Origin of the sequence: Cellvibrio fibrivorans, from assembly GCF_031457055.1 — a bacterium.
GTDB lineage: Bacteria > Pseudomonadota > Gammaproteobacteria > Pseudomonadales > Cellvibrionaceae > Cellvibrio > Cellvibrio fibrivorans.
Map to the genome: position 1 here is coordinate 52,910 of NZ_JAVDVX010000008.1, position 20,628 is coordinate 73,537.

The following is a 20,628-nucleotide window of genomic DNA, read 5'->3' on the forward strand; positions in this document are numbered from 1 at the left end:
TTTTAGTGAGCCTGCTTGATATCTATGATGACTTCTATCTCCCTCTCTCCTGTTGACCGTTACCAGCGCGATCTTGGGCGCCCGGATTTTCGCCGCGATGCAGCACAAGCTGCTGCGGTAAATCATCTGCAATATCTCTATGAGCAACTTGTTGCAGCTTGGCAGGCTGAGCAAGAGCAATCCGGGTTGAGTGGGTTTTTCAAGCGCTTGACCGGCGCTAAACCGCGCGAATTGGTACGCGGTCTGTATTTTTGGGGTGGGGTAGGGCGCGGCAAAACCTATTTGATGGATAATTTTTATGAGAGTTTGCCATTTGAGCAAAAGCTGCGCGCGCACTTTCATCGGTTTATGCGCCGCGTGCATGCCGAGCTTAAAAAACTCGATGGCCAGAAAAATCCGCTGAAAAAAGTGGCCGATATTATTGCCAGTGAAGCGCGGGTAATTTGTTTTGATGAGTTTTTTGTATCGGATATCACTGATGCGATGATTCTCGGTACCCTGATGGAAGAGCTGTTTGCGCGCGGCGTGACGCTGGTGGCGACCTCCAATATAATCCCCGATGGCTTATATAAAGATGGGCTACAGCGCGCGCGCTTTTTGCCTGCCATCGCCTTGCTCAACGAACATACATTGGTTGTCAATGTGGATGGTGGGGTCGATTACCGCTTGCGTGCGCTGGAGCAGGCTGAGCTCTATCATTCGCCGCTAGATGAAGCTGCTGACCAGAGCTTGATGTGCAGCTTTAAAAGCCTGTTATCAACTACCGCTGAGGTTCATGAGAATCGTGATCTGGAAGTGGAAGGGCGCTTTATTCGGGCGCGCTACCTGAGTGAAGGTATCGCTTGGTTTGACTTCGTCGAATTGTGTGACGGTCCGCGCTCGCAGAATGATTACATCGAATTGGCGCGTGAGTACCACTCAATAATCCTGAGCAATGTGCCAGGTTTAGGGCGTGCAACAGATGACCAAGCGCGCCGGTTCGTGAATCTGGTTGATGAGTTTTATGATCGCCAGGTCAAGCTGGTTATTTCGGCAGAGCGCCCCTTGGCTGAGATTTACTCCACTGGCAAGTTGGATTTTGAGTTCCAACGCACTGTGAGTCGTCTGCTGGAAATGCAGAGCCACGAGTATCTGGCCCGCCCGCATCGGCCTGAATAACAATCCAGGCGCAAATTATGATTGAAAGTCAGGCATTGGCTGTGTAGTATGCTGCCTCCCTATTTTAGGGTTGTTTTATTTATATTTGTATCCACATCCGATTAGGCAGGAATAACATGAAGACCTATATTGCCAAAGCAGAATCTGTCGTTAATGACTGGTTCGTCGTGGATGCGGCGGGAAAAACACTCGGCCGTTTATCTGCGGAAATCGCCTCGCGTTTGCGTGGCAAGCACAAGCCAGAATTCACTCCACACGTTGATACCGGCGATTACATTGTTGTAATCAATGCCGCTCAAGTGCGCGTGACTGGCCGTAAAGCAACTGACAAGATTTACTACTCACACACTGGTTTTGTGGGTGGCATTAAATCTATCAGCTTCCAGAAGTTGATTGAAAAAGCGCCAGAGCGCACCATCGAAACTGCCGTTAAAGGTATGTTGCCGAAGGGGCCACTCGGTCGTGCTATGTTCAAAAAACTGAAAGTTTATGCAGGTAATGAGCATCCACATGCTGCTCAGCAACCTAAAGAACTGAACATCTAAGGGGAGCTGACATGTCTGCTACACAATTTTACGGCACCGGCCGTCGCAAAACCTCTACCGCGCGCGTGTTCATCACCGCTGGTACTGGTGCAATCATCGTTAATGATCGTCCGTTGGACGAGTACTTCGGTCGTCCAGTTGCGCGCATGGTTGTTCGTCAGCCACTCGAACTGGTTGGTTTGGTAGAAAAATTTGACGTGAACGTTACTGTCTCTGGTGGCGGTAGCTTTGGTCAGGCAGGCGCTATTCGCCATGGTCTGACTCGCGCTCTGATGGAATATGACGAGTCTCTGCGTAGCGATTTGCGTAAAGCCGGTTACGTTACCCGCGATTCTCGCGAAGTTGAACGTAAGAAGGTTGGCCTGCGTAAAGCACGTAAGAAGCCACAATTCTCCAAGCGTTAATGGTTTTCTCCAGTTGGATTTATGCCAACTGGTTGATGATCATCAAAAACGCCCAAGTCTTTACTGGCTTGGGCGTTTTTTTACGTCTAAAATTAGCAGCTTATAACCCACTGTTTATGTGTGGTTATTCTTGTAAGCAGTGCGTTAATTCATTAACATTGCCCGCCTTTTCTTGAGTCACCCAATATTCCTTTTTTCGCCTGACTTCGTATCAGTAACACATACCAAGTCGTAGGATGATTTTAGGCAATTTGCTAGCCGTTAAAGCTGTTTAGGGGAGAAATTCGTCATGAGTAATGACGCAGTAAATCAAACGCGCCGCCGCGTATTAATCGGAGCCACTTGTGCAGTGGGTGCGGTTGGTGTTGTGGGTGCCGCCGTTCCATTCGTGGGTTCCTGGAATCCGAGTGCCAAGGCAAAAGCTGCCGGTGCGCCAGTAAAATACAACATCAGCAAAATAGAGCCGGGTGCTATGGTCACCGTTGAGTGGCGCGGCAAGCCGGTGTTTATCGTGCGCCGCACCCAGGCAGCTTTGGATAGCTTGAAAAAAGTGGAAGAGCAAGGTGTATTGCTTGACCCTGAATCCAAAGAAACCATGCAGCCTGCCTACGCGCAAAATGCTGAGCGTGCGATTAACAAAGAGTTTGCGATCTTGTTGGGCATTTGTACCCATCTGGGTTGTGCACCTGCATTTCGTCCAGATGTAGGCGCTGCAGATTTGGGTGGCGATAAATGGCAGGGCGGCTTCTTTTGTCCATGCCATGGTTCCAAGTATGACTTGGCGGGCCGTGTATACAAGGCTGTACCTGCACCTTTGAATCTGGAAGTGCCTCCGCATCGTTATGAAAGCGATTCTGTAATTGTGATTGGCGAAGATCAGGGGGCTTGATATGAATTGGTTAGTTGGTTTGTGGCAGTGGGTTGATAAGCGCCTCCCGGTACAACGTGCCTGGGATACGCACATGGCCAAGTACTATGCGCCCAAAAACTTTAACTTCTGGTATTTTTTTGGCGTACTTTCGCTGCTGGTATTGGTGAACCAACTGGTAACCGGTATCTGGTTGACCATGAGCTATACCCCATCTGCAGAGGGTGCCTTCGCATCCGTTGAGTACATTATGCGTGATGTGGATTACGGTTGGTTGCTACGCTATATGCACTCCACCGGCGCATCAGCGTTCTTCATTGTGGTTTACCTCCATATGTTCCGCGGAATGATGTACGGCTCTTATAAAGCCCCGCGTGAGTTGGTATGGATTTTTGGTATGACCATTTATCTGGTACTTATGGCGGAAGCCTTTATGGGCTATGTACTGCCTTGGGGTCAGATGTCCTATTGGGGCGCGCAAGTAATCGTATCCCTGTTTGGTGCTATCCCCGGTATTGGTGAAGACTTGGTACAGTGGATTCGCGGTGATTACCTGATCTCCGGTATTACCCTGAATCGCTTCTTCGCGTTGCACGTTGTGGCCTTGCCGATTGTATTGCTCGCTTTGGTTGTGATGCACATCCTGGCGCTGCACGAAGTGGGTTCTAACAACCCTGACGGTGTTGAGATCAAAAAGAACAAAGATGAAAACGGCATCCCGCGCGACGGTGTCCCTTTCCATCCTTTCTATACCGTACACGATTTGGTCGGTATCACTGTGTTCCTGTTTGCCTTCTGCTTCATCATGTTCTTTATGCCGGAGATGGGCGGGTTCTTTCTCGAATACGCTAACTTTGAAGAAGCTAACAACCTGAAAACCCCGCTGCATATTGCTCCGGTTTGGTACTTTACTCCGTTCTATGCAGTGCTGCGTGCGGTAACCATGCCAATCGAGCTTGGCCCAATGGTATTAACCGCCAAGTTCCTCGGTTTTATTGCGATGGCGGCAGCGATTGCCATCCTGTTTGTGTTGCCTTGGCTGGATCGCAGTAAAGTCAAATCCATGCGCTACCGCGGCCATATCCCGCGAGTGATGTTGATCGCGTTTGCGGCAATGTTTGTGATTCTCGGCTATCTAGGTGTTAAGGCGCCGACCGAAGGCAGAACCTTGCTGTCGCAAATCGCAACGGCTTTCTACTTCGCCTACTTTGTGACTATGCCGGTGTGGACGACCACTAGCCCTGAAAAAGCCAAATCGAAAGCATCTTGGTTCGTCTGTTTGCTGTTCACTGTTGTGTTTGGTTGGATGGGGCTCGAATATGTTGGTGGCGAAGTTCCAGTGTTGTTGTTGGTGCTGTGTTTTCTGTTGGCGGCGATTTTTGCGGTGATGCCAATTTTGGCAGCGCGCGATAAAGATTTGGTTGAGCCGACTCGCACCCAAGCTAAAGGCTTGCCAACACTGGTTGTGCTTGGTGGTTTGGTGCTGTTTATTATCCTTGCGGTGGTGCCTATTAAAGCGGTTGCAAGTGAAGGTGCTTTTAATTGTGGTGCGGTTCCTTGTGATCACATGGAGCCGGACCTCAAGGATAAAGAATCGCTGCAACGTGGTGCCAAATACTTCGTCAACTATTGCATGGGCTGCCACTCGGCCAAGTATTCACGTTTTGAGCGTGTTGCCGACGACTTGGATATCCCGCACAACCTGATGGAGCAAAACCTGATTTTTGGCGATCAACGTATCGGTCAATTGATGGAAATTGCAATGAAACCGCAGCAAGCCAAAGTCTGGTTTGGTGTAGTTCCGCCTGATTTGACGTTGGTGGCGCGCGCGCGTTCGCCGGAGTGGTTGTACACCTACCTGCGCAATTTCTACAAGGATGAAACCCGTCCTTGGGGGGTCAACAACCGTGTATTCCCCAACGTAGGTATGCCGCACGTGTTGATTGGCCAGCAGGGTTTATTGGAGTGTGGCGCTGGTCCAAAACTCAATCACCACGGCGGAGCATTGCGTAATGATGTGGGTCAGATTGAAATGGACGAACACTGCGGTGCACTTAAGGAAGGCAAAATCAAGGGCAGTTTATCTGCCGCTGAATTTGACCAAGCGGTTTACGATTTGGTTAACTTCCTTGAGTATGTTGCCGAACCTATTGCTGTGAAACGTCAGGCAATGGGCTATTACGTGCTGGGCTTCCTGTTGATCCTGTTTGTCTTTGTCTACTTCCTGAACCGCGAATTCTGGAGAGAGATACACTGATAATAAAACGGGCGACTTAGGTCGCCCGTTTTGCTTGTGTCTTGATTAAATTGAGCCTGGGTTAAAATACCTGTAATTTGTTGTCGGTATTCATCTGTTCAGCTAAAGGAAATGTATATGTCCATGACATCCAGCCGTCCGTATTTTCTGCGCGCCATCTACGAATGGATACTGGACAATAATTGCACCCCGCACATTCTCGTGGATGCCCATGTGCAGGGCACCCAAGTGCCGCAGCAACACGTCAACAAAGACGGGCAGATCATTCTGAATATTTCCCCCTCGGCGATTAAAGATTTTTTTATGGATAACACTGCAGTGTCGTTTAATGCGCGCTTTAGTGGTGTGGTGAATAATCTCTATGTTCCCTGCGGCGCGATTCTCGGAATCTACGCCCGTGAAAATGGCCAGGGAATGATGTTTGAGCCGGAGCAAAATCCGCAGCCGCCAGAACCAGCTCCGACAACCCCGCCTCCATCTCCACGACCTGAGCCGATCTCTCCCTCTGGGTCAGCCCCTAAACGACCCGGATTGCGCGTCGTAAAATAAAGCTCTCTCTAACACCAGCTGCGGCTGGTGTTTTTGTTTGTACGCTCAGAATAAATGTGACGCTTGTGCGACATATTTGTGACAAAAATTCTTGTTGGTCATATTACTGTCATATTCGCTGGCTAAAGTGATCGTCAATGGAGAGACAGATCTCTTCATCAACAAGCAAGAATTCATTACTCACGAATGACTAAACGGAGCGCTCTATGAACGCTATGAAAATTATTAAAGGGTTGGCACTGGCCGGCTCTATGGTGTGTGCAGCTGCGCTGCAAGCGGCAGTTGATCCCAAGTTGCCAGAATATAAAGTGGTAACGGGTGTGTCGGGTAATGTGAACTCAATTGGTTCGGATACGCTCAACAATCTGATGACCTTGTGGGCTGAAGATTTCAAAAAATCCTACCCTAACGTCAATATCCAAATTCAGGGAGCTGGTTCTTCAACTGCACCACCAGCCTTGACTGAAGGTACTGCCAACTTCGGCCCTATGAGCCGTGCGATGAAAGCGGAAGAGATCCAGGCTTTCGAAGCCAAACATGGTTACAAGCCTACCGCGGTACCTGTAGCGATTGACGTTCTTGCCGTGTATGTAAACAAAGATAACCCGATCAAAGGCCTGAGCTTGCAACAAGTGGATGCGATTTTCTCTGCAACCCGCAAGTGTGGCGCAGCCAAAGATATTACCCGTTGGGGCGATGTAGGTTTGACCGATAAATGGGCTGGTCGCGATTTCACCCTTTACAGCCGCAACGCTGTATCAGGTACTTACGGTTACTTTAAAGATGAAGCTTTGTGCAAAGGCGACTTTAAAGCCGGCATCAATGAGCAACCAGGTTCAGCATCTGTGGTTCAAGGTGTATCTGAATCGATCAATGGTATTGGTTACTCAGGTATCGGATATGTGACTTCCGGCGTGCGCGCACTGCCGCTGTCCAAAAAGGATGGTCAACCCTTTGTGACTGCTGAAGCATCGCATGCTTTAGATGGCACCTACCCGCTGGCACGCGTGCTTTATGTCTACATCAATAAGCACCCGAACCGCCCGCTGGATACATTGCAACTGGAGTTTGCGAAGATGATCCTCTCCAAGCAAGGCCAAGAGACTGTGGTGCGTGATGGTTATATCCCACTGCCCGCGACTATGGTCACCAAAGCATTGGCTGAGTTGCAAAAGTAATTACTGCGTAAGTGCTACAGCAAAAGCCGCCGACTTGTTCGGCGGCTTTTTTATGCGCGCAAAAAGAAATATGACAGATAAATGACAAGCAATCCCCGCTTTGTAACAAAAGTGTCATTTTTGCTTGTTAGGATTCTCGTGCCAGCAGTTTAATCAGGTGACTAGACCATGTCAGAACCCAGCATTTCGGTAAAACAAACGCTCAGTTTGATGCCGACCACCGAACAGCGCAGTCGCCTGCGTCGCATTCGCAAGCTCAAAGATAATATCTCCCGCTACGGCGTTATGTCGGCGGGAATTGCCGTGGTATTTTCCTTGGGGTTGATATTTTTCTATCTCTTTTCCGAAGTGGCGCCTCTGTTTCGCGGTGCCTCGGTCGATGTGGTGAAGACCTTCGACCAGGCCGAATTACATCAAATTGAACAAGACTCCACTGAATTTTTAACCCTTGAGCGCTACGAAGAAATCGGCGGCAGTTTTAAACGCAGTGGTGCGGTGAGCTTTTTTAACGTCAACGACGGCAAAACTATTCTTGAGGCCCAACTGCCTAGAACCGAAGGGGCCGAGTTTGCCAGTTTGGCGACCAGTACAGCCGATCACGGACTGGTTGCTTACGGTTTTAATAACGGTGAAGTAGTTGTGACAAAAACCAACTACTCACTCAGTTATCCGCAAGATAAGCGTTTGATTACTCCAACCTTATTATTTCCGCTCGGCGAATCACCGGTGCGTTTGGATGAGCAGGGCACTGCATTAAAAGTATTGGCAATTCAAGAAACCTCTGGCAGCACCTTGATTGGCTCCATCACTGCCGACAACCGTTTATTGCTCGGGGTGTTCAGCGAAAGCACCAATATGATTACCGGTGAATCCAGCCTCTCACAAGAAGTGTTTACCCTTCCGCCACTCCCTGCCGGTATGAATGCCATCGCAATGCAAATTGATGAAGGTGCGCAACATTTGGTGATTGCAACCGATACCGCGCAAATCATTCTCTACAAAATTATTAACCCCGCCGCTGCAGAGCGCAAAGAGCCTGTAAGTGTTGGCGGTGGAAAAATTACCGTGTTGCAATTTTTAGTGGGTACAGGTTCTCTGATCGTGGGTACCGATAAGGGAGAAGTCAGCCAATGGTTTTTAGTGCGCGATGAAAGCAACGAATACCACGTCGAATTTGTGCGTGCGTTTGAATCCTTGCCGGGCGCAATTACCAGTGTTGCCCCGGAATTTGCCCGCCGCGGTTTTTGGGCAGGTGACGACCAAGGCAATATCGGGATTTATTTCGGCACCTCTGAGCGCACTCTGCTGATCCAATCCATCAGCGATAAACCCATCCAGAACATTGCCATTTCCCCTATCAACAACCGTGTATTGTTAATTGACGGTGGTAAAAAAGTAGCGGTTGCTGATGTATGGAATAAACATCCGGAAGTCTCATTCCATTCGCTGTGGGAGAAAGTCTGGTACGAAGGCCGTGAAGCGCCGGAATATATTTGGCAGGCCTCTTCAGGTAGCGATAACTTTGAAGCCAAGATGAGCTTCATCCCGCTCACCCTGGGTACATTAAAAGCAGCATTCTTTGCCATTTTGTTTGCAGTACCGCTTGGTGTGATGGGTGCGATTTATACCGCCTATTTTATGACACCAAAACTGCGTGGCCTTGTAAAACCCACGATTGAAATTATGGCGGCACTGCCGACAGTAATTCTCGGTTTCCTCGCCGGATTGTGGTTGGCTCCTTTTATGGAAAACCATTTGCCCGCGATTTTCAGTATTTTAATTTTGTTGCCCGTGATTATGTTGGTGACCGGATTTATTTGGAGCCGCTTCCCGGAATCGATTCGCAACCGTGTTCCAGAAGGTTGGGAAGCTGTGATTCTGGTGTTGCCCATTATTTTAACTGTGTGGGCTTGCGTTGCAGTTAGTCCTTTCACTGAGGTCTGGTTTTTTGATGGCAGCATGCGCCAGTGGTTTACCGATAACGGAATCAACTACGACCAGCGTAATGCTTTGGTGGTCGGCATAGTGATGGGCTTTGCGGTAATCCCGAGTATTTTTTCTATCGCTGAAGATGCGGTATTCAGTGTGCCGCGGCATCTCACACAAGGTTCACTTGCGCTCGGTGCGACGCGCTGGCAAACCATGGTGGGAGTGGTGTTGCCCACCGCCAGCCCCGGTATTTTTTCGGCGGTGATGATGGGCTTTGGCCGCGCTGTTGGTGAAACCATGATTGTGTTGATGGCAACGGGTAACAGCCCAGTAGTGAATTTCAATATCTTTGAAGGTATGCGTACGCTCTCTGCAAATATTGCGGTGGAGTTACCGGAAACGGCAGTGGCCAGTACTCATTTCCGCGTGTTGTTCCTCGCGGCGTTGGTATTGCTCGCACTGACCTTTGTAGTGAATACGCTCGCTGAAGTTATTCGTCAGCGTCTGCGCCAACGCTACAGCAATCTTTAATTCCTGGTGAATGCAATGAAAAATCTTGTAAAAGCACAAGCCGACTGGTTTAAAAGTGGATCGCCCTGGATTTGGTTAAATGGAGGTGCGGTTGCCATTTGTATGGTGATGGTGGTGGGTTTGCTCGGCCTGATTGCCGTTCGTGGTTTTGGTCACTTTTGGCCTGCAGATATCCTGCAAACCTCGATTGTCGATCGCGAGGGCGCGCGTCACATTATTATGGGCGAAGAAGTTCGTTCAGAAATTATTCCCGCCGCCGTAGCGCGCGACGGTGGTTACATCGTTGAACAAGACGTGGAACTGATCACTCGTTATTTATTCAAGATGGGTAACCGCGATGTTAATGGCCGTGATTTTTCCTGGTTCCTTGAGACCGGCATGGAGAAGTGGGAATACCCGGCCGATGCGATTTCGATTGAGCGTCGCGAATGGGGTAATTTCTACGGTTACCCCGTGGCGATTAAAGAGCAGGACAAGCTTATTAGTGAGCTGAGCAGCGCAGATTTTTGGCAGCAGCTTGAACAGCGTTTGAATCGCGCCCTGGAGTTACACGGACAAATTCATCGCATAGAGAAATCTGATATTGGCCGCATTAACAAACGTATGGATGATTTACGCTTGGAGCGTCGCCGCCTGGAGTTGGATGGTGTTAAGGGGGGGCAACTTACTGCAGCCGATGCTGAGTTTGCTGCGCGCCGCGCCGAGTTAGAAGCAGAATATAGCGTGATCAAAAAAACACGCGACGATCTGCTCGCGCAGGCTACGCGCGATAAATTGATTGCGCGCACTGCTGACGGTAAAGAAGTTGTCATCGCATTTGATCATATAGTGCGCGTTACTCGCCCGAATGAAATGGGTGTCTTTGCCAAGCTCGGTCAATACGCGGAACGTTTTTGGGAATTTATGAGCGACGAGCCACGTGAAGCTAATACGGAAGGCGGTATTTTCCCGGCGATTTTCGGCACCCTGACCATGGTAATTGTGATGTCAATTATGGTTACGCCTTTTGGTGTGCTCGCAGCAATTTATTTACGCGAATATGCCAAGCAGGGCACCTTCCTGAAAATTATTCGTATCTCGGTTTACAACCTCGCAGGTGTTCCGTCAATTGTATACGGTGTATTTGGTTTGGGCTTTTTTGTGTACACCCTCGGCGGCAATCTGGATGAATTGTTTTACGCCGAATCGCTGCCGTCGCCCACCTTTGGTACACCGGGATTGTTCTGGGCATCGCTTACACTGGCACTGCTTACTTTGCCAATTGTGATTGTGTCTACTGAAGAAGGCTTGTCACGCATTCCAAGCACTATTCGCCAAGGCAGTTTAGCGCTGGGTGCAACCAAAGCAGAAACATTGTGGAAAGTGGTTGTGCCTTTGGCGACTCCAGCGATGATGACCGGTTTGATTCTAGCGATTGCACGCGCAGCCGGTGAGGTGGCGCCGCTGATGTTGGTGGGTGTAGTGAAGTTGGCACCTGCGCTGCCGGTGGATGGCAATTATCCCTATTTGCATCTTGATCAAAAAATTATGCACTTGGGTTTCCATATTTATGATGTGGGCTTCCAAAGCCCGAACGTAGAAGCAGCGCGCCCTCTGGTATATGCAACTTCATTGACATTGGTATTGCTCATTATCACGCTGAACATTACGGCGATAAAAATTCGTAACAACTTGCGTGAAAAATATCGCAGTGCATCGGATTAAGTTCATCAATCGGTTGTAATAATTTTGTCATTAAACTGCAATATATTGGTAAAAATTTTAAACAGGCATACTCTATGAGCCCGACAGCATTAGTGGAACCGATCAAGCTTGAAGTGAAAAACCTCAACTTGTATTACGATCAAAAGCGCGCACTCAATGGTGTGAGCATGAAAATACCGGAAAAAAAGGTGACTGCATTTATCGGTCCATCCGGTTGTGGGAAATCAACGCTTTTGCGCTGCTTTAATCGTATGAATGATTTGGTTGATGCTTGCCGCGTTGAAGGTGAAATCATTCTCGATGGCAATAATATTTACGACAAGGGTGTCGATGTGGCCGAGTTGCGCCGCCAAGTGGGAATGGTGTTCCAAAAACCCAATCCATTTCCAAAATCTATTTATGAAAACGTTGCCTATGGTCTACGCTTACAAGGCGTGAAATCCAAACGCGTGTTGGATGAAGTGGTTGAAAAGTCATTGCGCGGTGCTGCGCTCTGGGACGAAGTAAAAGATCGCTTGCACGATAACGCATTTGGTTTGTCGGGTGGACAGCAACAGCGTTTGGTGATTGCGCGTGCGATTGCGATTGAGCCGGAAGTGATTTTACTTGATGAGCCCGCTTCGGCACTCGATCCTATTTCAACCTTGAAAATTGAAGAGTTGATTAACGAATTAAAACACCAATACACGATTGTGATTGTGACGCACAATATGCAGCAGGCTGCACGCGTCTCCGATTACACCGCGTTTATGTACATGGGCGATTTGATTGAGCATGATTTAACGGACACGCTCTTTACCAATCCCAGCAAAAAACAAACTGAAGATTACATCACCGGCCGTTACGGTTAATGCGGAGGTCGCATCATGGTTATGGATATTACGAGTCACACTCATCATATCTCGCAGCAATACAATCTCGAATTGGAAACGATCCGCACCCATTTGTCCGAAATGGGCGGTATGGCGCAGCGCCAGGTAAATGATGCAATTCAGTCGTTGATCGATGCTGATGTTGAGCGCGCTGAGCAAGTAGTTCGCGCGGATATTAAAGTCAACACCATGGAAATGACTATTGACGAGGAGTGCGTGCGCATTCTTGCGCGTCGCCAACCAGCTGCCAGCGATTTGCGTTTGGTTATTGCGGTGACTAAAGCCATTACCGATCTGGAGCGTATTGGCGATGAAGCGACCAAAATTGCCCGTCAGGCGATTGCCATGAATAAAGATGGCCTCGCACCGCGTGGTTATATCGAAGTGCGCCATATCGGTAACAATGTAGCGCGTATGTTGCAGGATGCACTCGATGCATTTGCGCGTCTGGATATGGACTTGGCACTTAACGTAGTTCAGACCGATAAACAGGTCGATATGGAATACAGCACTGCGATGCGCGAGCTGGTTACCTTTATGATCGAAGATCCGCGCAGCATCACGCGCGTGCTCAATATCATGTGGTCGTTGCGCGCCTTGGAGCGGATTGGCGACCATGCTCGTAACCTGGCGCAGTACGTGATTTATCTGGTCAATGGCGAGGATGTTCGTCATTCCAATATTGAAGAGATCGAAGAAAACGTTAATAGCAAAGAATAGGCCTGTGATTGCCTCAGTTACGTATTTTTTGCGTGACTAAAGCAGCTTCCTCTTGTTAAATAACCCGCGCCTGCTAGCAGGCGCGGGTTTTTTCGTTTTCGGGGTCAAATACCAGTGGTATCCGTCATTCTCCCAAGGCTTTAGCGGTGACAGCGACGACAAATTAAGTCTTGTCGGATACCTCATAAATATATAATATAAATAGGCTAAATAACTATGCTGGATACAGGGCGTAATCTTACTCACCAGTTAACCCATCAACTGGGTGCGGCAATTGTTCAGGGTCAATATGCGATCGATAAATCCTTTCCCACTGAGGCGGAGCTATCGCAGCAATTCAATATCAGCCGCAGTGTTACCCGTGAAGCGGTAAAAATGCTGACCGCCAAGGGGCTGATTGCATCTCGCCCGCGGCAGGGGATTCGGGTGATGCCGAGTACCCACTGGAATATGTTTGATGCTGATGTGCTCAGTTGGACACTAAACGCGCGCCCTTCACTGGAACTGCTGCGCGAGTTCACCCAACTGCGCATGGCAATAGAACCTGAAGCTGCTGTTTTGGCGGCGGAAAACAATCAGGACACGGTAAAAATTAAAGCCATCGGTGATGCGCTGGCGCGGATGAAGCGCGCCGATGAAGGCCACGATGATCCGCTTTCGGCTGATATAGAGTTCCATTGCGCGATTCTGGCGGCGGGCAACAACCGCTTCTTTTTTCAGTTGCGCGAGTTTATCCAGGTTGCCCTGCGGGTCAGTATCGCCAGCACCAACCAGCTGAAAGGTGTACTGACGGCGGATTATGACGACCACAAGCGCATCTATGACGCCATTTGTGCGGGCGATCAGGAAGGTGCGAGTAAGGCGGTAAAAACACTGCTGCAGGAAGTTATGCAGTTGATTAATGTATCTCTGGTTAAACCTAAATAGCTAAAGCAGGTCTCATACAACTGCCTATGCTTATGAGTGCCTGTGTCTTCACGAATAGCACCTGAACCCAGAGAGAAATCAACATGTATAGCTACTCAGCCCATAAAAGATATACCGCTTACCCCAGTTTGCAGGGGCGCAGTGTATTTATTACTGGCGGCGCCACTGGTATAGGCGCGGCATTAGTCGAAGCTTTTGCTGCGCAGGGCTCAAAGGTGGCTTTTGTCGATATTGATGAGCAGAGCGCAATTGAGTTGTGCGATGGGATGGTGGCAAAAGGCTACGCCCGGCCCTGGTTTGAAGTGTGTGATGTGAGTGACATAGCCGCATTGCAGCGCAGTATTAGTGATGCCCAGCAGGCGCAGGGAGATATAACTGTACTGGTCAACAATGCCGCCAATGACCAACGCTTTGATACACGCAGTATTACCGAAGCGGACTGGTATCGCGGTTTGGCGATTAATCTCCACCCAGCTTTTTTTGCGGCGCAAGCGGTGCAGCCGATGATGGCCGCGCAGGGCGGTGGATCAATTATTAATATCAGCTCGATCAATGTGCAGTTCGGGCCACCGCGTTTGGCGAGTTATATCACCGCCAAAGCGGGAATTTTGGGAATTTCCAAAGCGCTGGCGACGGATTATGGCGTGGATAATATTCGCGTGAATTCTATTTTGCCTGGTTGGGTAGCAACCCCCAAGCAACTGGAAAAATGGTTGAGTGCGGAAGAGGAAGAAGAGTTGATGAAACGAGTGTGCCTCAAAAAACGTTTAGGCGCACACGATGTAGCGAATTTGGCTCTGTTTTTGGCAGCGGATGATTCTGCCATGATCACCTCACAAGAATTTGTTGTCGATGGTGGGAGAATTTAAGTAGCGAGATTAGTTATAGAAGAATTGCTACAAGCGTTAACCCGGAAGCATTCATTAGTCACCCTAATGAATGCTTCTTGTTTAAAGGGCAAACAGAATTGCGAGTAATTTGGTTTGCCGCCATAAAAAGAAAATTTTTTAATAACAAAGTGCGCTCCCCATACGCACTACTACATAGAGGTCAATCATGATTTTAAATGGACTCGATATTGGGGTATTGATTGCTTATACCCTGATCCTGCTGTTTGTTGCTTACTGGGTATCGCGTGACGAAAAAGGTCACGAGAAAAATGCCAATGATTATTTTCTCGCGAGCAAATCCCTGCCTTGGTGGGCGATAGGTGCATCCTTAATTGCCGCTAATATTTCCGCTGAACAAATCATCGGTATGTCCGGCTCCGGTTATGTGATCGGTATGGGTATTGCGGCCTATGAGTTAATGGCAGCGATTACGCTGATTATTATCGCCAAATATTTCCTGCCCATTTTCCTCGCCAAAGGCATCTACACTATGCCGCAGTTTTTGGAGAATCGTTACGATGGCCGCGTGCGTACCGTCATGGCAATTTTCTGGCTCGCGCTTTACACCTTCGTAAATTTAACGTCAGTACTTTACTTAGGCTCGCTGGCGATTTCACAGTTCCTCGGTGTAGATATGCTTTACGGCATGATCTTCCTCGCCATTTTCTCCATGACCTATTCAATTTATGGCGGCCTTAAAGCCGTGGCCATGACTGATATTATTCAAGTGGCTTTGTTGGTATTAGGCGGCATCTTGGTGAGTTATCTGGCACTGAATCAAATTTCAGGTGGAACCGGCGTACTGTCGGGTTTCTCTACACTGTTAGAAAAAGCGCCGGAAAAATTTGACATGATTCTGTCTAAAGACAACCCCAGCTATGCAAACCTCCCTGGTATTTCGGTGTTGATCGGTGGCTTGTGGATTATGAATATCAGCTACTGGGGTTTTAACCAATACATCATTCAGCGTGCGCTCGCTGCAAAAAGTTTGCAAGAAGCGCAAAAAGGTATGACCTTTGCGGCCTACATTAAATTATTTGTTCCATTGATTGTAGTATTGCCTGGAATTTGCGCGGTAGTGCTTGCACCGGATTTGAGTAAGGCGGATCAGGCTTACCCGGAAATGATGAAATTGTTGCCACATGGTTTATTGGGAGTTGCCTTTGCTGCACTGGTCGCTGCAATTGCATCTTCACTCAGCTCCATGAGCAACAGCGTCTCCACTATCTTCACTATGGACATTTATAAAAAGTCCATTAACCCTTCAGCATCTGAGCATAAATTGGTATTTATCGGACGCGCTACAGCATTTGTCGCAATGATAATTGCAGTGCTTTTGGCAAAACCTTTGGTGGGTAAATCAGAGCAGGCGTTCCAGTTTATTCAGGAATTTACCGGCTTCTTTACCCCCGGTATTGTGGTGATTTTCTTGTTTGGTTTCTTCTGGAAAAAAGCCACCGCAAGTTCAGCATTAACGGCTGCGATTGCATCGGTCACTTTCTCCTGGTTGTTTAAAATTTACATTCCCGAAGTTCCGTTTATGGATCGCGTTGGTTTAGTCTTTATTCTCTGCTGTGTATTAGCGGTAATAGTGACTTATTTGGGCGGTGCGAAAGATCAAGCCAATGCTGTTGACCTTAATGATGTGAGTTTCAAAACTACGCCAGGTTTTAATATCGGTGCTGTCGGTGTTGTGCTCATCCTCATCGCAATCTATGCCACCTGGTGGTAAGCTGCGCGACCACTGAAAACGGTTAAAAAACGCCCCTATTCAGGGGCGTTTTTTTTGCTAATGAAATTACATTTCGTCATCCAATATTTGAAAAGTGAACGCTATGGCTACATTGACGCTTATCGATACAGTCCCCTGTGCAAACTTGCTCGGTGAAGGTGTGCAGTGGAATCATCAGGATGGCTGTTTTTGGTGGACGGATATTCCATCCTCCAGACTCTATCGGTACCGTATCAGCGATAAACAATTAAGTACTTGGGATATGCCCGAGCGTCTTTGCTGTTTTACCTTTGCTAAAAATGATGCACGTATTCTTGCTGCTTTTGAATCAGGTTTTGCTTGGTTTGATGTTGCAACAGGTGCAGTGGAGTGGATTGCAAAACCAGAATCGGAAATTGTTGGAAACCGTTCGAACGATGGCCGTTGTGATCGCCAAGGGCGTTTCTGGATGGGTACTACCGTGGAGCAAAAAAATACTCCTGAGCAAAGTGCCGCGCTTTATTGTTTGGATCAACAATTTTCTGTGAGCAAACATTTTAGCGGGTTGATGATTTCCAATGCGCTCTGCTGGAGCCCCGATTCATGCAAGTTATATCACGCCGATTCACCCACCCATAGTATTCGCGTTTATGATTTTGATGCGCAGACTGGCGAACTCTCTAATCCGGAAATTTTTGCACACACAGAAATTGGAGTGGAACCGGATGGTGCTTGTGTCGATGCTGAAGGATTTGTATGGAATGCTCAGTGGGGCGGTAGCCGTGTAGTTCGTTATGCACCGGATGGCACTAAAAATTTAGTGTTGGATATGCCTGTCTCGCAAGCAACTTGCGTCGCATTCGGTGGGAGCGATTTTAATTTGTTAGCCGTGACCAGCGCGCGAATTGGTTTAAGTGATGCGGCTATCACCCAGCAGCCGCAGGCGGGTAATTTGTTTATTTTCCAAACCGATTTTACTGGTTTACCTGAAGCCTGGTTTGGTTGAGTTAGCGGAGATTCATAATGGGTCAGCGACAAATCAATATTGTTCGTGTCGATTATGGTAATCCGCAGCATGGCAGTGATTTGGTATTGTTGCTCGACAGTTATGCTCGCGATCCTATGGGCGGTGGTGAACCACTCAGCCAATTTGTAAAAGATAATCTGGTTGCTGAACTATCAAAACGCGATTTTGGATTGTCGCTAATCGCCTATGTTGATAATCAACCTGCTGGATTGCTAAATGCATTCGAAGGCTTTTCGACATTTGCATGCAAACCATTATTCAACGTTCACGATATTGTTGTGCTGGAGACATTTCGCGGCTTGCAGTTAAGCCAATTATTATTGCAAGAGCTTGAAAAAATCGCGCGCGATAAAGGCTGCTGCAAAATTACGCTGGAAGTGTTGGAAGGGAATGTGATTGCCCAGCAGGCTTATCAAAAATCTGGATTTGCGGGCTATGAGTTAGATCCACAAATGGGAAAAGCGATGTTTTGGCAGAAAAAATTACTTTAAATTTTTCTGCGCAACATCAAACCCAATGCATTATTTGTAGTATCCCTAGGCCTAATGTCACCGTTATTAGTGACCACAATGTGCTTTGGGCAATTATATTAGCCGCTAATTCCCCGTTTCCTTTCATTGCCTGTACCATCACAAAACTGATCGTTGCGGTGGGTGATGCTGCCAATAAAAATAATACCGCAAGTGCATCGCCTCTTAGTCCTAAGCCAATGGCAATTGCGCACGCAATCAGTGGGGACAGTATCAGTTTCCATACGCAGGCACTTATCGCTGTCGTATCCATTCGGGTTAATCGCTCAATACTCAATGAACCGCCGATGCAAATTAACGCGAGTGGTAACACCATCTGGCTCAAATATTTACCGCTATCCATTATTACGCCGGGTAGGGTGATGTGGAGAGTATTCACGGCGAAGCCCGCAAAAATCGCAATAATTAACGGGTTTTTCGCTACGCCAATCAATGTCGGCATGAATGAATTACTGGCGTGATGTAAACTGCGATTCAACACATAAACCGAAAGTACATTATAAAATACTACCGTCATAGCGACGGGTAGTGATGCTAACGCTAAGCCCTTTTCGCCGTAGGCATTGGCGCAAAAGGCCAAACCCAGAATCACCAAATTCCCGCGAAAAGCCCCTTGGATAAAAACCCCCTGGTCGCGCGCATCTTTGCAGTGCCAATGGGCAGTCAGCAAGCTGCCGATAAATACCAGCGCGGTCATCACACAAAATGCAATCAGTAAATTCCAATCGGTAATCTGGGAAATATTGGTTGTTGCACTGGTGATAAATAACATCACCGGCAAGCCAATGTTGTACACCAGCTGCGAGGCAGTTTTAATAAAATCGTCGTTGACCATGTTGCGTTTTTTCAGCCATATGCCGAGAAAAAGCATCACAAAAATGGGTGCAGTGATGTTGAAAGCGAATAAGAATGTATCGAGTGCGTTGTGCAGCAATTCTGCTTCTCAGTCTAAAGTAGAAAAAATAAAAGCCCGGCGAACCGGGCTATTTAAACTCGTGCAGATAATAACGCGGTGCTTAATCCGGCACTACAAACGGAAAATATTTTTTTGCGTTATTGAAGCTAATATCCTGAATCATCTTGCCAACCATTTTAGTGTCGTTAGGCACTAAACCCTTGGCCATATCGCGCCCTAAAATTCCACACAAAATGCGGCGGAAATATTCGTGGCGTGAATAGCTCAGGAAGCTGCGGCTGTCAGTCAACATACCAACAAAACGACTTAGCAATCCCAATTGGCTCAAGGCTTCGATCTGGCGAGTCATGCCTTCCATTTGGTCGAGGAACCACCAGCCGCTACCAAATTGGATTTTGCCTGCCGATGAACCGTCCTGGAAGTTGCCGATCATAGTGCCGATCACTTCGTTATCGCGTGGGTTCAGGTTGTAAATAATGGTTTTGGCGAGTTTGTTCTGGTCATCCAAACGGCCTAAAAACTTGGCCAAGGGTTTGGCGTAGTTGTGATCGCCAATGGAATCAAAACCTGTGTCAGCGCCCAGAGTACGGAACAGGCGCGGATTATTATTGCGGATCGCACCGATATGGAATTGTTGCACCCAGCCTTTGGCGTGATCCTGCAGTGCAAACTCCACCATCATCGCCGACTGGAATTTTTCAATTTCCTCTGCATCCAGATCTTTATGGCTGCGAATTTTCAGGAAAATCGTTTTGATTTCTTCTTGCGTGTAATCGGCTGCATACACAGTTTCCAAACCATGGTCCGACAAACGGCAGCCATTTGCGTGGAAATAATCGTGGCGGATATTAAGCGCTTTCATCAAATCGTCAAAGGTATTGATGTTCACATCAGCTGCAATCGCCAGACGATCCATATATTTGTTAAACGCTTCGGTATTTTCCACCATCATTGCGCGGTCGGGGCGCCAGGTGGGCAGCATCGCGGATTTAAACGATTTGTCAGCCGCCACTGTTTTGTGATGTTCGAGATCGTGAATCGGATCATCAGTAGTGCATACCATTTTCACATTGGCTTGGGTCATCAAACCGCGCGCGCTGAATTCTGGTGTAGCGAGCAACTCGTTACATTCATCCCAGGTGCGTTTGGCGTTGCTGTTATCAAGTAAACGGTCGGTAATACCGAAGGGTTTACGCAGTTCCAGATGGGTCCAATGGTAGAGCGGGTTGCGCAGGGTGTAAGGTACAGTCGCACACCACTGCTCAAATTTTTCCCAATCGCTGGCATCGCCAGTGCAGAAACGTTCATTTACACCGTTGGAGCGCATGGCGCGCCATTTGTAATGGTCGCCTGCCAACCAGACTTCAGTAAGGTTTTTGAATTGCTTATTCTGGCCTACTTGTTCGGGGGGGAGGTGGCAGTGGTAATCAATGATGGGCATGTGTTTGGCATACTCATGAAAGAGTATTTTCGCCTGCTCAGTGTCGAGCAAAAAGTCGTCGTGGATAAAGCTCATTCTCACAATTCCTCAATAATGCCGAAGCGACAGCGAACCCGCGTGAGGCTGTGCGATGGCAAGATAATTTTTTACGCTCAACGCATGTCTTTAGCATAGCCCGAAAAATGAGCAACTAAACCTTATGAAAGGGAGACTGGCTGAAGATTGTTATTCCAACAGGCGCTATACCTGATGGGATAAGTTTGACCGAGGATTGCCTGCCCAAAGGCTAGATTGATAAACAACAATAACCGTAAAAATTGGGCGTGCTGCTATGTTGCAGCTTTTACGCAAGTGTAACCTGCGCCACTTAAAATACCAACTGGACGAACTACGCTTTTAACACTCTAATTACACTTCTTAAACCCGAATGTAACCGTTTACAGTATAATGCTGGCGGTGCTGAAATCGGTT

The 20,628-nt window shown here is 48.0% G+C and carries 18 protein-coding genes; 16 read left to right on the plus strand and 2 right to left on the minus strand.

The genetic code is table 11. From position 1 onward, the window contains the following. Window positions 1–27: 27 nt before the first annotated feature. From zapE to J2X05_RS18930, 16 genes are all read left to right on the plus strand, one after another. Complete coding sequence (zapE, locus tag J2X05_RS18855) at window positions 28–1,158, plus strand: cell division protein ZapE (RefSeq protein WP_310075705.1); 1,131 nt, start codon at window positions 28–30, stop codon at window positions 1,156–1,158. Window positions 1,159–1,274: 116 nt separating this feature from the next. After that, a complete protein-coding gene (gene rplM / locus J2X05_RS18860) occupies window positions 1,275–1,703 on the plus strand; it encodes a 50S ribosomal protein L13 (RefSeq protein ID WP_062066674.1) in 429 nt (142 codons plus the stop codon). An 11-nt stretch (window positions 1,704–1,714) separates the two neighbouring features. After that, complete coding sequence (gene rpsI, locus J2X05_RS18865) at window positions 1,715–2,107, plus strand: 30S ribosomal protein S9 (RefSeq protein ID WP_310075519.1); 393 nt, start codon at window positions 1,715–1,717, stop codon at window positions 2,105–2,107. A gap of 289 nt (window positions 2,108–2,396) precedes the next feature. Continuing rightward, a complete protein-coding gene (petA, locus tag J2X05_RS18870) occupies window positions 2,397–2,996 on the plus strand; it encodes a ubiquinol-cytochrome c reductase iron-sulfur subunit (RefSeq protein WP_310075522.1) in 600 nt (199 codons plus the stop codon). A 1-nt stretch (window position 2,997) separates the two neighbouring features. Continuing rightward, on the plus strand, window positions 2,998–5,232 hold the full coding sequence (locus J2X05_RS18875) for a ubiquinol-cytochrome c reductase (protein WP_310075524.1): 2,235 nt from the start codon (window positions 2,998–3,000) through the stop codon (window positions 5,230–5,232). Between the two features lie 117 nt (window positions 5,233–5,349). Then, a complete protein-coding gene (locus tag J2X05_RS18880; protein ID WP_310075526.1) occupies window positions 5,350–5,781 on the plus strand; it encodes a ClpXP protease specificity-enhancing factor in 432 nt (143 codons plus the stop codon). A gap of 206 nt (window positions 5,782–5,987) precedes the next feature. Then, a complete protein-coding gene (locus J2X05_RS18885) occupies window positions 5,988–6,959 on the plus strand; it encodes a PstS family phosphate ABC transporter substrate-binding protein (RefSeq protein WP_331351485.1) in 972 nt (323 codons plus the stop codon). 168 nt (window positions 6,960–7,127) lie between these two features. Continuing rightward, complete coding sequence (locus tag J2X05_RS18890; RefSeq protein WP_310075528.1) at window positions 7,128–9,419, plus strand: ABC transporter permease subunit; 2,292 nt, start codon at window positions 7,128–7,130, stop codon at window positions 9,417–9,419. Window positions 9,420–9,434: 15 nt separating this feature from the next. After that, entirely contained in the window at window positions 9,435–11,123 is a 1,689-nt protein-coding gene (gene pstA / locus J2X05_RS18895) for a phosphate ABC transporter permease PstA (RefSeq protein ID WP_310075530.1), read from the plus strand. A gap of 74 nt (window positions 11,124–11,197) precedes the next feature. After that, complete coding sequence (gene pstB, locus J2X05_RS18900) at window positions 11,198–11,974, plus strand: phosphate ABC transporter ATP-binding protein PstB (protein WP_310075532.1); 777 nt, start codon at window positions 11,198–11,200, stop codon at window positions 11,972–11,974. Between the two features lie 21 nt (window positions 11,975–11,995). Next, window positions 11,996–12,715, plus strand: coding sequence for a phosphate signaling complex protein PhoU (gene phoU / locus J2X05_RS18905; RefSeq protein ID WP_310075710.1), 720 nt, complete (start codon window positions 11,996–11,998; stop codon window positions 12,713–12,715). A 216-nt stretch (window positions 12,716–12,931) separates the two neighbouring features. After that, complete coding sequence (locus tag J2X05_RS18910) at window positions 12,932–13,642, plus strand: FadR/GntR family transcriptional regulator (protein WP_310075534.1); 711 nt, start codon at window positions 12,932–12,934, stop codon at window positions 13,640–13,642. A gap of 83 nt (window positions 13,643–13,725) precedes the next feature. Then, window positions 13,726–14,511, plus strand: a complete 786-nt coding sequence (locus tag J2X05_RS18915; protein ID WP_310075536.1) for an SDR family NAD(P)-dependent oxidoreductase — start codon at window positions 13,726–13,728, stop codon at window positions 14,509–14,511. A gap of 187 nt (window positions 14,512–14,698) precedes the next feature. Beyond that, window positions 14,699–16,264: a sodium/sugar symporter gene (locus J2X05_RS18920; RefSeq protein ID WP_310075537.1), complete on the plus strand. Its 1,566-nt coding sequence runs from the start codon at window positions 14,699–14,701 to the stop codon at window positions 16,262–16,264. A gap of 103 nt (window positions 16,265–16,367) precedes the next feature. Further along, complete coding sequence (locus tag J2X05_RS18925) at window positions 16,368–17,249, plus strand: SMP-30/gluconolactonase/LRE family protein (protein ID WP_310075539.1); 882 nt, start codon at window positions 16,368–16,370, stop codon at window positions 17,247–17,249. A gap of 17 nt (window positions 17,250–17,266) precedes the next feature. Beyond that, window positions 17,267–17,761 carry a GNAT family N-acetyltransferase gene (locus J2X05_RS18930; RefSeq protein WP_310075541.1) on the plus strand — a complete coding sequence of 165 codons (495 nt, stop codon included), beginning with the start codon at window positions 17,267–17,269 and terminating at the stop codon, window positions 17,759–17,761. Between the two features lie 16 nt (window positions 17,762–17,777). On the opposite strand, the gene J2X05_RS18935 is transcribed toward J2X05_RS18930, so the two are convergent. After that, the gene (locus J2X05_RS18935; protein ID WP_310075543.1) at window positions 17,778–18,734 is read right to left on the minus strand and encodes an AEC family transporter; all 957 of its coding nucleotides are present in this window, start codon (window positions 18,732–18,734) and stop codon (window positions 17,778–17,780) included. A gap of 82 nt (window positions 18,735–18,816) precedes the next feature. Next, window positions 18,817–20,232: a glucuronate isomerase gene (uxaC, locus tag J2X05_RS18940; protein WP_310075545.1), complete on the minus strand. Its 1,416-nt coding sequence runs from the start codon at window positions 20,230–20,232 to the stop codon at window positions 18,817–18,819. Window positions 20,233–20,628 lie beyond the last annotated feature (396 nt).